At 72.4% G+C, this 12,700-nt stretch carries 13 protein-coding genes; 4 read left to right on the top strand and 9 right to left on the bottom strand.

Features of this window, described 5'->3' with window-relative positions; translation table 11 throughout:
- Positions 1–506: 506 nt before the first annotated feature.
- Both ACIBNA_RS30065 and ACIBNA_RS30060 read left to right on the top strand, forming a co-directional pair.
- Positions 507–2,987 (top strand): SpoIIE family protein phosphatase, encoded by a 2,481-nt coding sequence (locus tag ACIBNA_RS30065; protein ID WP_399168324.1) that lies wholly within the window; start codon positions 507–509, stop codon positions 2,985–2,987.
- A gap of 67 nt (positions 2,988–3,054) precedes the next feature.
- Positions 3,055–4,296, top strand: coding sequence for a PP2C family protein-serine/threonine phosphatase (locus ACIBNA_RS30060; protein WP_399168323.1), 1,242 nt, complete (start codon positions 3,055–3,057; stop codon positions 4,294–4,296).
- 1 nt (position 4,297) lies between these two features.
- Here the strand turns inward: ACIBNA_RS30060 and ACIBNA_RS30055 are convergent, their stop codons facing one another.
- Positions 4,298–4,750, bottom strand: a complete 453-nt coding sequence (locus ACIBNA_RS30055) for an RpiB/LacA/LacB family sugar-phosphate isomerase (protein ID WP_399168321.1) — start codon at positions 4,748–4,750, stop codon at positions 4,298–4,300.
- A 318-nt stretch (positions 4,751–5,068) separates the two neighbouring features.
- On the opposite strand from ACIBNA_RS30055, the gene ACIBNA_RS30050 reads away from it, so the two are divergent.
- Complete coding sequence (locus tag ACIBNA_RS30050; RefSeq protein WP_399168320.1) at positions 5,069–5,791, top strand: lysophospholipid acyltransferase family protein; 723 nt, start codon at positions 5,069–5,071, stop codon at positions 5,789–5,791.
- A 59-nt stretch (positions 5,792–5,850) separates the two neighbouring features.
- Entirely contained in the window at positions 5,851–6,876 is a 1,026-nt protein-coding gene (locus ACIBNA_RS30045) for an NAD-dependent epimerase/dehydratase family protein (protein WP_399168319.1), read from the top strand.
- Between the two features lie 8 nt (positions 6,877–6,884).
- Here ACIBNA_RS30045 and ACIBNA_RS30040 read toward each other — a convergent pair whose 3' ends face one another.
- The 8 genes from ACIBNA_RS30040 to ACIBNA_RS30005 all read right to left on the bottom strand — a co-directional run.
- Complete coding sequence (locus ACIBNA_RS30040; RefSeq protein WP_399168318.1) at positions 6,885–7,664, bottom strand: urease accessory protein UreD; 780 nt, start codon at positions 7,662–7,664, stop codon at positions 6,885–6,887.
- The gene (gene ureG / locus ACIBNA_RS30035) at positions 7,646–8,335 is read right to left on the bottom strand and encodes an urease accessory protein UreG (RefSeq protein ID WP_274814668.1); all 690 of its coding nucleotides are present in this window, start codon (positions 8,333–8,335) and stop codon (positions 7,646–7,648) included. The genes ACIBNA_RS30040 and ureG overlap by 19 nt, the downstream gene beginning before the upstream one ends.
- A 73-nt stretch (positions 8,336–8,408) precedes the next feature.
- Positions 8,409–9,083 carry an urease accessory protein UreF gene (locus tag ACIBNA_RS30030; protein ID WP_399168317.1) on the bottom strand — a complete coding sequence of 225 codons (675 nt, stop codon included), beginning with the start codon at positions 9,081–9,083 and terminating at the stop codon, positions 8,409–8,411.
- A gap of 10 nt (positions 9,084–9,093) precedes the next feature.
- A complete protein-coding gene (locus tag ACIBNA_RS30025) occupies positions 9,094–10,815 on the bottom strand; it encodes an urease subunit alpha (protein WP_399168316.1) in 1,722 nt (573 codons plus the stop codon).
- Positions 10,808–11,119, bottom strand: a complete 312-nt coding sequence (locus tag ACIBNA_RS30020) for an urease subunit beta (RefSeq protein ID WP_184599241.1) — start codon at positions 11,117–11,119, stop codon at positions 10,808–10,810. The genes ACIBNA_RS30025 and ACIBNA_RS30020 overlap by 8 nt, the downstream gene beginning before the upstream one ends.
- Positions 11,120–11,130: 11 nt before the next feature.
- Positions 11,131–11,433: an urease subunit gamma gene (locus tag ACIBNA_RS30015; RefSeq protein WP_399168314.1), complete on the bottom strand. Its 303-nt coding sequence runs from the start codon at positions 11,431–11,433 to the stop codon at positions 11,131–11,133.
- A gap of 130 nt (positions 11,434–11,563) precedes the next feature.
- Positions 11,564–12,193 (bottom strand): TetR/AcrR family transcriptional regulator, encoded by a 630-nt coding sequence (locus tag ACIBNA_RS30010; RefSeq protein WP_399168313.1) that lies wholly within the window; start codon positions 12,191–12,193, stop codon positions 11,564–11,566.
- 139 nt (positions 12,194–12,332) lie between these two features.
- Positions 12,333–12,700: transposase (locus ACIBNA_RS30005; RefSeq protein ID WP_399168312.1), on the bottom strand; the 368-nt coding region annotated here is incomplete at its 5' end.

The following is a 12,700-nucleotide window of genomic DNA, read 5'->3' as shown; positions in this document are numbered from 1 at the left end:
AAGGGCGCCGACGAAGCCCCCTGACCAAGCGCCGCTGCCGGAGGCCGCCAGGCAAAGCGCCGACGTCGCAGACCACCAGGCAGAAGGTCGACGTCGGAAGCCGCCAGGCAAAGGAGCGCTGGCGCGGCCGCCCGGCAGAGCGTCGACGTCGCAGACCGCCAGGCAGCCGGTTGCTGGCGAGGGCCACCCCGGCAGGCGGTTGCAGACGGAGGCCGCCCTGGCGGAAGGCGCCCGGCGGAGGCAGCCCCGGCAGCGGGGTGGCCTCCGCCGGGCCGATCGCGCCACGAGCGGCCCCGACCCAGCGCGTCACGCCCCGCCCCGACCTGACACGCCACACCCCGCCCTCAACCAGCACGCCACTCCCCGCCCCCACCCAGCACGCCCCACCCCACCCCACACACCCCAACCCGCCCCGACCGGCCCCGCACAAGCCGCCCCCGCATGCCAGAAGGGTGAAGATTGATGCAAGAGGTGGTAGACCACTCTCAGCGACAGAGAGGTCGGCCGTGGGCGCACACGAGGAGTACGGCGTTGCCCGTCAGCGGTTCGACGTGGCCGACGCCGCGCCCCTGTTGCTCGATCCGCAGGGCGTGGTGACGGGCTGGACCGGCGAGGCCCGGCGACTGCTGGCGTACCCGGCTGCCGAGGCGGTCGGCAGGAAGCTGGCGGATCTGCTGACGGCCGAGGACGCGCAGCGCGTGCCGGACCTGGTCGAGCGGTGCCGCAGGGACGGCGGCTGGACGGGGCTGCTGACGGCCCGCCGCAGGGACGGGCAGCCGGTGAGGGTCGCGGCCCGGGTCACCTCCGCCGAGGAGGCGCACGGCGGCGAGCGCTGGCTGGTGCTGCTGTCGGAGCTGGCCGACGCGCCCGGCTGGGACATGAGCCGTACGGTGCTGGAGCGGATGGTGGCCGACTCCCCGGTCGGTATCGCGATCGTGGACACGGACCTGCGTTTCGTGTGGTCGAACGCCGCCCTGGCACAGTTCGGCGGCGGACCGCCACGCCGGCGGCTCGGTCTGCGCTTCGCGGACGTCCAGCCGGGCCTGGACGCCCAGGCGGTCGAGGCGCAGATGCGGTACGTGCTGGAGACCGGCGAGGCCGTGGTCGGGTACGAGCACGTGGGCCATGTGCTGTCGGCGCCGCTGCGCGAGACGGCGCACATGCTGTCGTTCACTCGGCTCGACGACGACCAGGGCCGCCCAATGGGCGTGTACTACACGGTCGTCGACATGACCGAGCGGCACCGCGCCCGGCAGCGGCTGGCCCTCCTCGACCGCGCCAACCAGAACATCGGCCGCAGTCTGGACCTCACGCGCACCGCGCAGGAACTGGCCGACGTGGCCGTGCCGGGACTGGCCGACCTCGTCACCGTGGACCTGCTGGAGACGGTGCTGCGGGGCGCGGAGCTGACGCCCGGGCCGCTCGCGGACACCGATCCGGTGGCGCTGCGCCGGGCGGGCCACCGGTCCACTCAGGAGGGCGTCCCGGAGGCAGTCGTCGGGGTCGGCGAGGTGGCGACGTACCCGGCCGGGTCGCCCCCGATCCGCTGCCTGACCACGGGACGGCCCTGGCACGCCGAGCGGCTCGATCCACTGGCCCGGGTGTGGGTCACGGACGACCCGGGCGGCCGGCGGTCCACGTTCTCGGAGCTGGGCCTGCACAGCGTGATGATCGTGCCGGTCCGGGCACGCGGCACCACCCTGGGCATCACCACCTTCTTCCGGCGCCAGGGCCGGGAGCCCTTCGACGAGGAGGACCTGCGTCTGGCCGAGGACCTCGTCTCCCGCGCGGCCGTCTGCGTGGACAACGCCCGGCGCTACACGCGCGAGCGCGACGCCGCGCTCGTCCTCCAGCGCAGTCTGCTCCCCCACCGGCTCCCCGAGCAGGACGCGGTCGAGGTGGCCGCCTGCTACCGGCCGGCCGACGAGCTGACCGGCCTGGGCGGCGACTGGTACGACCTCATCCCGCTGTCCGGGGCGCGCGTCGCGCTCGTCGTGGGCGAGGTGCCCGGGCATGGCATCGACGCGGCCGCGGCCATGGGGCAGTTGCGGACGGCCGTACGAACGCTGGCCGCTCAGGATCTGCCGCCCGAGGAGGTGCTGGCGCACCTCGACGACCTGGTGGCGCAGTCGGCCCGGGAAGAGGGTGCCGAACCGGGCACGGCGGGTTCCGCGGGCACGCAGTGCGTGGGCTCCGGGTGTGTGTACGTCGTCTACGACCCGGTCGACGGCGGGTGCGCGATGGCCGCCGCGGGGCATCCGGCACCGGCCGTGGTCCTGCCCGACGGCTCGGTCACGTTCGTCGATCTGCCGCAGGGGCCGCCGCTCGGCGTGGGTGGTCCGCCCTTCGAGGCGGTCGAGCTGTCCCTGGTGGAGGGCAGCACCCTCGCCCTGCACACCGACGGGCTGCTGGCCCGGGGAGAGACCTGGGCCGTCGACACCGGCCGGGAACGGCTGCGCCGGGCATTGAAAGGTGCGGGCCCGCTGGAGGCGCACTGCCGGGCCGTGGTCGACGCGCTGGTCCCGGCGCGCCCGTACGACGACGTGGCCCTGCTGATGGCCCGGACCAAACGCCTCGGCACCGAGCAGGTCGCGGCCTGGGACCTGGAGCCCGACCCGGCCCTCGTCGCCGATGCCCGCCGCACGGCCACCCGGCAGCTGGCCCACTGGGGGCTGGACGAGCTGGCGTTCACCACGGAACTGGTGGTGAGCGAGCTGGTCACCAACGCCATCCGGCACGCCACCGGGCCCATCCGGCTCCGCCTGATCCGGGAGCGCGCCCTGGTCTGCGAGGTGTTCGACAGCGGCGCGACCGCACCCCATCTGCGCCATCCCCGTACGACGGACGAGGGCGGGCGCGGTCTGCTGCTGGTCTCCCAGCTGACCCAGCGGTGGGGCACGCGGTTCGTCCCCGACGGGAAGGTCATCTGGGCGGAGCAGTCCCTGACGGAGCTCGCCGAGCTGCCCGTGGCGGCGCTCCTGGAATGAAGCCGGGGCCGGATTCCCTCATACCGTGGGAAACTGGTCTGATCCCGGCGGTGGTGAGGCGGCGGCCATGACGGATTCGGCGATCGACTACATGGCGGTGTTCCGGGCCCTGCCCGGCATGGTGGCGCTGCTGACGCCCGAGCTGGTGTACGCGGATGTCAACGAGGAGTTCGTCCGGGTGTCCGGCCGCTCCCGTGATCAGCTGGTCGGGCACTACCTGTTCGACGTCTTCCCCGACAATCCCAACGACCCCGCCTCGACGGGCATGCACAACCTGGAGGCCTCGCTGTACCGGATCCTGGCGACCGGGGAGCGCGACGCCATGGCCCTCCAGCGCTACGACATCGAGGATCCCGAGCGGCCCGGTGAATGGCAGGAGCGCTACTGGAGTCCGGTGAACGCGCCGCTGCTGGGCCCCGACGGCAAGGTGGTGCTGATCCTGCACCGCGTCGAGGAGGTCACGGAGCTGATCCGGGCCCGAGGCCGCTCGGAAGGAGGGCGGGGCGGCCGGTCCCGGGTCCTGGAAGCCGAGCTGTACACCCGCGCCCGCGAGCTCCAGGAGCTCAACGAGCGGCTGCGTCAGGCGCACTCCCGGGAGCGGGAGGTGGCGCTGGCCCTCCAGCAGGCGATGCTGCCCGACCGCCGTCAGGTCAGCCACCACCACCGGGCCGCCGTGCGGTACCGGCCCGCCGTGGGCGCGCTCAACGTGTGCGGGGACTGGTACGACCTGGTCGACCTGGTCGGCGGCCACCGGGTCGGCGTGTCCGTGGGTGACGTGGTCGGGCACGGGCTGGGGGCCGCCGGTGTCATGGGCCAGCTGCGCAGCGCGCTCAGCGCGGCCTCCCGGGTTGCCGAGGGCCCGGCCCAGGCCCTGGACGTGCTGGGGCGCTATGCCCACGTGGTCGACGGCGCCGAGTCGGCGACCGCGGTGACGACCTTCATCGACTTCGACCGGCACACGATCACCTACAGCAGCGCCGGCCATCTCCCGCCCGTACTGGTCCACCCCGGCGGCCGCGCCGAGTTCCTCGACGGGGCCACCGACACGCCGCTCGACGCCCGCCCCGACCCGATCCCGAGACCTCAGGCCGAGACGTCCTTCACGCCGGGCGCCACTCTGGTGCTCTACACCGACGGTCTGGTCGAGCGGCGCGGCGAGGACATCGACACCGGCCTGGCCCGCCTCTCCAACGCGCTGTACCGGAACCGGGACCAGGATCCCGAGACCCTCGCCGACACGGTCCTGCTGGAACTGCTGCCGCCCGGCGGCGCCACCGACGACACCGCGCTGATCATCGTGCGGCTGTGACCTACCGGGTGTTGCCGCGGTCGAGCAGCCTGACGCGGTCCACGTTCTGCCGGTCCTCGGCGTCCGTGCTGGGCTCGCCGGCGAACCACGCGTCGAGGATCTCCTTCAGCAGCGGCTCGGAGGTGAGCCGCAGGCTGAGTGCGAGGACGTTGGCGTCGTTCCAGCGGCGTGCCCCGTCGGCCGTGTAGGCGTCCGTGCACAGGGCGGCCCGGACGCCCGGCACCTTGTTCGCGGCGATCGAGGCGCCCGTGCCGGTCCAGCAGCAGACCACGGCCTGGTCGGCCGTCCCGTCGGCGACCTCGCGGGCCGCGGCCTGCGAGCACACCGCCCACTGGGGGTCGTCCCCGGGACGCAGCGCGCCGTGCGGGCGCACCTCGTGCCCTCGGGCCTGCAGCGCGGCCACGAGGGAGCGGGCGACGGGCTCGTCCATGTCCGAGGAAACAGAGATCCGCATACTTCGCAGACTACTCGGCGGGGCCGCAAGAACCAGCGGCTGGCCAGGCACCCCTCGTATCCCGCCACGCCACCCGTTCGGCTTGCCGGTCACCCGCGTGGAGCAGCACGCTGGTCCCGCGCTACTCCCCAGCCGTATGAGCACCACCGGAGACACCACTCTGACTGACCATCAGTCAATCGGCAAAGGATCGGCACGGTCCGGTCGCCGAGGTGCCCAGCGGCCACGCCTGCACCTACACTGGCACCCCACGACATGCCGGTTGACCTGCTGGAACGCGGCGGTTGAGTCCACCGCAAGAGTCGAGGAGCGCCCGCTTTGTTCTACTACCTGCTGAAATACGTGCTGCTGGGACCGCTGCTTCGACTGGTCTTCCGGCCTCGAATAGAGGGCCTGGAACACGTCCCGACGGAGGGCGCCGCCATCATCGCCGGCAATCACCTGTCGTTCTCGGACCACTTCCTGATGCCCGCGGTCCTCAAGCGGCGCATCACCTTCCTCGCGAAGGCCGAGTACTTCACGGGTCCCGGCATCAAGGGCCGCCTGACGGCGTCGTTCTTCCGCAGCGCCGGGCAGATCCCCGTCGACCGCTCCGGCAAGGACGCCGGGCAGGCCGCGATCCGCGAGGGCCTCGGCGTGCTGAGCAAGGACGAGCTGCTCGGCATCTACCCGGAGGGCACGCGCTCGCACGACGGCCGGCTCTACAAGGGCAAGGTGGGCGTCGCGGTCATGGCCCTCAAGGCCGGCGTCCCGGTCATCCCCTGCGCGATGATCGGTACCTTCGAGGCCCAGCCGCCCGGCAAGGTCATCCCCAACATCCACCCCGTCGTGATCCGCTTCGGCAAGCCCCTCGACTTCTCGCGCTACGAGGGCATGGAGAACGAGAAGGCCATCCTGCGCGCCGTCACCGACGAGATCATGTACGCGATCCTCTCCCTGTCCGGGCAGGAGTACGTCGATCAGTACGCGGCCGTCGTGAAGGCCGAGGAGGCCGCCGCGGCAGCGAAGGAGCGGAAGTTCCCGCGCCTGCCGCTCACTTGAGGCGTCTGCTGTCGGCAGAAGCCGTCTCCCCGGCCGCCTCGACCGTCTACGGTCGCGGCATGAGACGTGCTGTGGTGATCGGGGCCGGCGGGCAGATAGGACGGCCGGCGGTGGAGGCGCTGGCGCGGGACGGCTGGCAGGTGACCGCCGCGTCGCGCGGCGGTGCCCGGGACGAGAGCTGGCCCGGCGAGGTACGGACGCTACGACTGGACCGCGAGGACGACACGGCACTGGGCGCGCTGATCGGCGACGGCTGCGACCTCGTGGTCGACATCGTCGCCTACGGGGCCGGGCACGCACGGCAGTTGACCGGGCTGGCCGACCGCATCGGCTCGGCCGTGGTCGTGTCGACGGCGTCGGTGTACCAGGACGGCACGGGCCGCGGCTTCGACACGATGAGCCAGCCGGGCGGTTTCCCGCGGTACCCCGTGCCCGTACGCGAGGACCAGCCGACGGTCCCGCCCGCAGACGCCACGTACAGCACCGGCAAGGCCGCCTTGGAGAGCGAACTCGTCGCGGCGGGCGACCGGTTGCCCACGACCCTGCTGCGCCCGGCCGCGATCCACGGTCCTCACAGCCCGCTCCCCCGCGAGCTGTACTTCGTGAAACGGAACCTCGACGGCCGGCCCAGGCGGGTGCTCGCCTTCCGGGGCGAGAGCCGCTTCCACACGTCGGCCGCCCGCAACGTCGCCGAACTGATCCGGCTGGCGGCCGCCCGGCCCGGCTCGCGAGTGCTCAACGCCTGTGATCCGCAGCCGCCGACGGTGGCCGAGATCGGGTCGGCGGTGGACGCGGTCATGGGCGTGGAGACGGAGACCTTCCTGCTGGACGGGGCCGCGCCCTCGCCGTCCGTGGGCAGCTCGCCCTGGTCGGTGGAGCTGCCGGTGGTCTTCGACATGTCCGCGGCGGAACGGGAGTTGGGCTACCGGCCGGTCGTGTCCTACCCCGAGAGCCTGCCGGAGACGGTCGACTGGCTCACCCGTCGGCTGTCCGGGCAGGACTGGCAGGAGGCGTTCCCGACGCTCGCGAGGGTCTACCCGGACCTGTTCGACTACGCGGCGGAGGACGCCTGGTTCGGGGTGTGAGCGGAGGTCTACGTTCGCACGAGAGACGCCAGTGCCTCGTCGAGCAGCCGTCGCAGCCGCAGCGCGTCCGGCGCCACGGCGGTGACCAGGGCGGCGGGACCGGCGAGCGGGACGACCGAGGCCCCTTCTCCGAGCGCCCGGGCCGGCACCGGATCGGCGGCGAACTCCGGTCTCACGACGATCAGTTGCCCGACCGCCCGGCGACCCCCGAGTACCGCGGGGCCGTCCCAGCCGCCCGGCGCGCCGGGCCCGCAGGCCAGTTCCTGGTCGAGCACGACCTGCCCGGCGACCCGCACGGTCAGCCGGCTCGTCAGCCGCCCGGGTTCCTCACCAGTGCGCCCGAGCACCTGCTCCTCGCGCAGCACGAGCCGGGCCGTGGCGGCGAGCTCGACGCGGGTCGTGACGTACAGGTCGCTACCCTGGGCGGAGATCAACTGTTCGGGCAGCCAGTGCAGTTCGGCCCGGTCGGCGACGTCGAGCCGGACGTCGTAACGAGCCTCTCCCTTGGTCTGCCCCGGCAGGGCGATGGTCGCGGCGGCCGACCCGACGGACAGCCGCGCTCCCTCCTCCGCCCGGGCCCGCACGGTGAAGTGGTCGCCGCCGAGCGGCCCGCTCATCGCTCCCACCAGCATGACCCGCGCCTCGGCACCACTCCCCCGGGTGCGCCGAAGCGCCAGCGGCCCGTCGCTCTCCAGCACGGGCAGGGCCGTCCCGCCCCGGCCGTCGTCCCGGGCGACGATCCTCGCGACGGACCGCACCCCGGCGCTGTTCACGCGCGTGCCGCCCACGCGGCGAGCTGCGCACGCACCCAGGCGGCGACATCCGTCACCCCGGGCTCGCTGCGCAACGACTGGAAGACGACCGGCAGTTCGGCCCGCTGCGCCTTGGCGTCGGCCGCCATCCGCGCGAGGTCGGAGCCGACGTACGGCGCGAGGTCGGTCTTGTTGACGACGAGCAGGTCGGCGGTGGTCACGCCCGGCCCGCCCTTGCGCGGGATGTCGTCGCCGCCGGCCACGTCGATCACGAAGATCTGCGCGTCGACGAGCCCCTTGGAGAAGGTCGCGGTGAGGTTGTCCCCACCGGACTCCACGAGGACCAGGTCCAGCGGCCCGACGGCGTCCTCCAGGTCCTCCACCGCTTCCAGGTTGGCGGAGATGTCGTCCCGGATCGCGGTGTGCGGGCAGGCTCCCGTCTCGACCGCGGTGATCCGCTCGGGCGGCAGCACGGCCTCCCGGAGCAGGAACTCGGCGTCCTCGCGGGTGTAGATGTCGTTGGTGACGACCGCGAGGGACAACTCGTCCCGCAACGCGCGGCACAGCGCGGCGACGGTGGCGGTCTTCCCGGAGCCGACGGGCCCGCCGAGCCCGATCCGCAGGGCACGGCGGCTGCCGTCGGGCCGCAGGGCGTCGGCGCTCACGGCGCCGGGGCCGTCGTGGGTGTGGTCGTGGTCCAGGTGCATGGGGCGGCTCCTACGTTCTTGTCCGACTGGTTCGAGTGGTTGGGGGAAGGGGTTGATCGGCTTGATCGACCGCCTATGAGGCGAACAGCCGCACGGGCCAGGCCGCGTGTACCTCCGCCCCGATCTCCAGCAACGGCGCCGACCCCGCGGGCAACGCGTCGACCCCCTCGTCGACCACCCTGCGCGCCGCCTCCACCGCCCGGTCCACGACGCGGTCCGTCTCCGGCGCCAGCCGGGCCAGCACCCCCGTCGCGTCGAAGGGATCCAGGCTCAGCAACCGCACCGTCGCCGTGGCCGGCCCGCTCACGCTCTCGTACGCCGCGCAGTACGCCGCGTCGACCGGTCCAAGCCCGGCCGCCCGCGCCGCCAGCCCGAGCACCACCGGCTGATGGGCCCCTTTGGGGAACTCCCGTGCCAACGCGTCCAGTTCGGCGGACGGCCAGGTCGCCCGGGCGGCCCGCATCAGCTGCCGTCCCAGTTTGCGCGCGGCGACGCGCAGCGCGGGCGAGGGCGTACGGGCATCCGCGGCACGGTCCAGCGCGATGGGGTCGATCCCCAGCGCGGCAGCCGCCGAGAGGGCCGCCGCCACGGAGCCGGCCGTGTGCAGCCGCCCCCGGCAGAAGTCCGCCAGGCTCGCCGCTCCCCTGATCCGCCCGGCCTTGACCGCCGCCTCCGCCCCGCCGGAGTGGGCGTGGCCGCCGGCGGGAAAGCGGCCGTCGGCCAGGACGAGGAGTGCCGCACGTGACATCAGGACGCCCTCAGAACAGGAAGTAGCGCTGGGCCATGGGCAGTTCGGCCGCCGGCGCCGCCTCGACCAGCTCCCCGTCGATGTGCACGGCGAAGCTGTCGGGATCGACCCGGACCTCGGGCCGGGCGTCGTTCTCCCGCATGTCGGCCTTGGTGACCCCGCGCGTCGACTCGATCGCCACGAACGGCTTCCCGAGGCCGAGCCGCTCCGGCAGCCCGTCCTCGACGGCCAGGGGCGCGACGAAGTTCACGGAGTTGGCGGCCGGGGCCCGCCCGATCGCCCCGAACATCGGGCGCGGCAGGACCGGCTGCGGCGTGGGGATCGAGGCGTTGGCGTCGCCCATCTGCGCGTAGGCGATCTGCCCGCCCTTGATGACGAGCTGCGGCTTGACGCCGAAGAACGCCGGCTCCCACAGCACCAGGTCGGCCAGCTTGCCGCTCTCGACGGAGCCGATCTCCCGGGCCAGGCCCTGGGCGAGCGCCGGGTTGATCGTGTACTTGGCGACGTACCGACGCACCCGGCGGTTGTCGGCGCGGCCGTCGCCGGGCAGCGCACCCCGGCGCCGCTTCATCACGTGGGCGGTCTGCCAGGTCCGCATGACGACCTCGCCCACGCGTCCCATGGCCTGCGAGTCGGAGGAGATGATCGAGATCGCGCCCAGGTCGTGCAGCACGTCCTCGGCGCCGATCGTGGAGGGCCGGATCCGGGACTCGGCGAAGGCCAGGTCCTCCGGCACGGCCGGGTTGAGGTGGTGGCACACCATCAGCATGTCGAGGTGTTCCTCGGCGGTGTTGACGGTGAACGGCCGGGTCGGATTCGTGGAGCTCGGCAGCACGTGCGGCTCGGAGACCACGGTCATGATGTCCGGCGCGTGCCCGCCGCCCGCGCCCTCGGTGTGGTACGCGTGGATGCCCCGCCCGGCGATCGCGGCGAGCGTGTCGCCGACGAAGCCGGCCTCGTTGAGCGTGTCCGTGTGGATGGCGACCTGGATGCCGGTCTGCCCGGCGACGGTCAGCGAGGCGTCGATGACGGCCGGGGTCGAGCCCCAGTCCTCGTGCAGCTTCAGGCCGAGCGCGCCGCCCCGGATCTGCGACAGCATCGCCTCGTGGGAGACGGTGTTGCCCTTGCCGAGCAGGCCGATGTTGAGCGGGTAGGCCTCCATGGCCTCCAGCATCCGCGCGAGATGCCAGGGCCCGGGGGTCACGGTGGTGGCCTTGGAGCCCTCGGCCGGGCCGGTACCGCCGCCGACGAGGGTCGTGATGCCCGACGACAGCGCTTCGTCGGCGATCTGCGGGCAGATGAAGTGCACGTGGGCGTCGATCGCGCCGGCCGTGAGGATCCGCCCGTTGCCGGCGATGACCTCGGTCTCCGGGCCGATGACCAGGTCCGGGTGGACGCCGTCCATGGTGTCGGGGTTGCCGGCCTTGCCGATCCCGGTGATCCGCCCGTCGCGGATGCCGACGTCGGCCTTGACGATGCCCCAGTGGTCGATGATCACCGCGCCGGTGATGACGGTGTCCGGCGTGCCCTGCGCGCGCGTGGCACGCGCCTGGCCCATGGACTCGCGGATGACCTTGCCGCCGCCGAACACGGCCTCGTCACCGGCGAGCCCGGGACCGCCGGAACGATCCTCCTCGATCTCGACCAGCAGATCGGTGTCGGCGAGCCGGATCCGGTCGCCGGTCGTCGGGCCGAACAGGTCGGCGTACGCGGCACGCGAGATCTCAGGCATCGAGGGCACCTCCGGTCTCCCCGCGCAGACCGGGCACGACACGGGCGCCGGTCAGCGGAACGAGTTCGACATCGACGGGGATCCCGGGTTCGAAGCGCACGGCCGTGCCGGCGGCGACGTTCAGCCGCCTGCCGCGCGCGGCGGCGCGGTCGAACTCCAGACCGGGGTTTGCCTCGGCGAAGTGGTAGTGGGAGCCGACCTGGACGGGCCGGTCGGCGGCGTTGAGGACGGTGAGCCGCGTGACCTCGCGGCCCTCGTTGTAGGCAATCGGGTCGTCGGCGAAGAGGATCTCTCCGGGAATCATCGAGACCTCTCTCAGACGATGGGCTCGTGGACGGTGACGAGCTTGGTGCCGTCCGGGAAGGTGGCCTCGACCTGGACGTCGTGGATCATCTCGGGGACGCCTTCCATGACGTCGTCCCGAGTGAGCAGTTGGCGTCCGGAGGACATGAGTTCGGCGACGGTACGGCCGTCACGGGCACCTTCGAGGATGTGCGACGTGATGAGGGCGACCGCCTCGGGGTGGTTGAGCCTGAGCCCACGGGCCCGGCGCTTCTCGGCCACGTCGGCCGCCACGTGGATCAGCAGCCTCTCTTGCTCGTGCGGGGTCAGTTGCACGTCCCACCTCACAGTCCTCGCTCCGGACCGTGCGGGGTCCGGTTGCCGCAGCCCCGGGGGAAAAGCCCTGGTGGCGTGGCGGCAGGCTAGTTGGACCGGGTTTCAGACACGTTAACCGAGCTGTGATCCTTCAGGCCGCCGACCGGGGGTCCCGCATGCTCACGATCGCCCGCAGTCCGTCCCTGAAGATCTCCGGGGGCACCTCCCCGAACACGGCCATCTGGGCCGCGAAGCCCTGCACGAGGGCGATCATCACCCGCGCCATGGCGTCGGGGTCGGTGTCCTCGGAGATCAGGCCGGCGTCCTTGTAGCCCTCCACGACCTTCACCCATGCGGCGCGGACTCTGGCGTAGCCGGTGTGGACCATGACGGACAGGTCCTCGTTGCGCAGGGTCTCGGTCCAGACCTGGAGCATGAGGCGGGGGAAGATCCACTCGCCGTCGTGCAGCACTCCGGGCCTGGCTTCCTTCAGGGTCGCGAGGAGCCTGGGGATCATCTCGTCGGGCAGCGGCGGCGGACTCTGTTCGGCCGCCCTCTCGAAAACGCCGCCCACCTCTTCGAGCACCTCGCCGACGATCGCCCCGATCAGCTCCTCCTTGCCGCTGAAGTAGCGGTAGACGGCACCGGCCGAGAGGCCGACCTCCTTCAGCACGTCCTGCATGGACGTGGCGTGGAAGCCGTTGCGGGCGAAGCAGAGCGCGGCGCCGTCGAGGATCTGCCGACGGCGGGCATCGAGGTGTTCCTGGGACACGCGGGCCATGGTCCACAACGTAAAACGAATATTCATTCTTGACAAGCGAGGACGGGCGACGCACGGTGATGAAAGGAAAAACGAACGATCCTTCTTTTTAATCGCCCGGCACCGCTGTCTGCCGCCCGCAGGAGTCTCAATGACCAAGTCAAGCCGCTTGCGTGACCGGCGGGGCGGAGGTGAGTGCCCGGTTGTCACGCAGGAGTGCCCACAGGACGCTGGCTCGTCGGCGAGCCAGGGCGATGACGGCCTGGATGTGTTTGCAGCCCTCGGCGCGCTTCTTCAGATAGAAGTCGCGGTTCGGCCCGTCGCGGAGGATGCTCGTCTGCGCGGACATGTAGAACACCCTGCGCAGGCGGCGGCTGTAGCGCTTGGGCCGGTGCAGGTTGCCGGTCCTGCGGCCGGAGTCACGTGGGACGGGCACGAGTCCGGCAGCGGACGCCAGGTGGCCTGCATCCGTATAGGCCGCCAGGTCGCCGGCGGCGACGATGAACTCGGCGCCGAGTATCGGGCCCA

Source organism: Streptomyces sp. NPDC050164 (assembly GCF_044459945.1).
Lineage (GTDB): Bacteria > Actinomycetota > Actinomycetes > Streptomycetales > Streptomycetaceae > Streptomyces > Streptomyces coeruleorubidus_A.
This window is presented reverse-complemented; position numbering and strand designations above follow the sequence as displayed.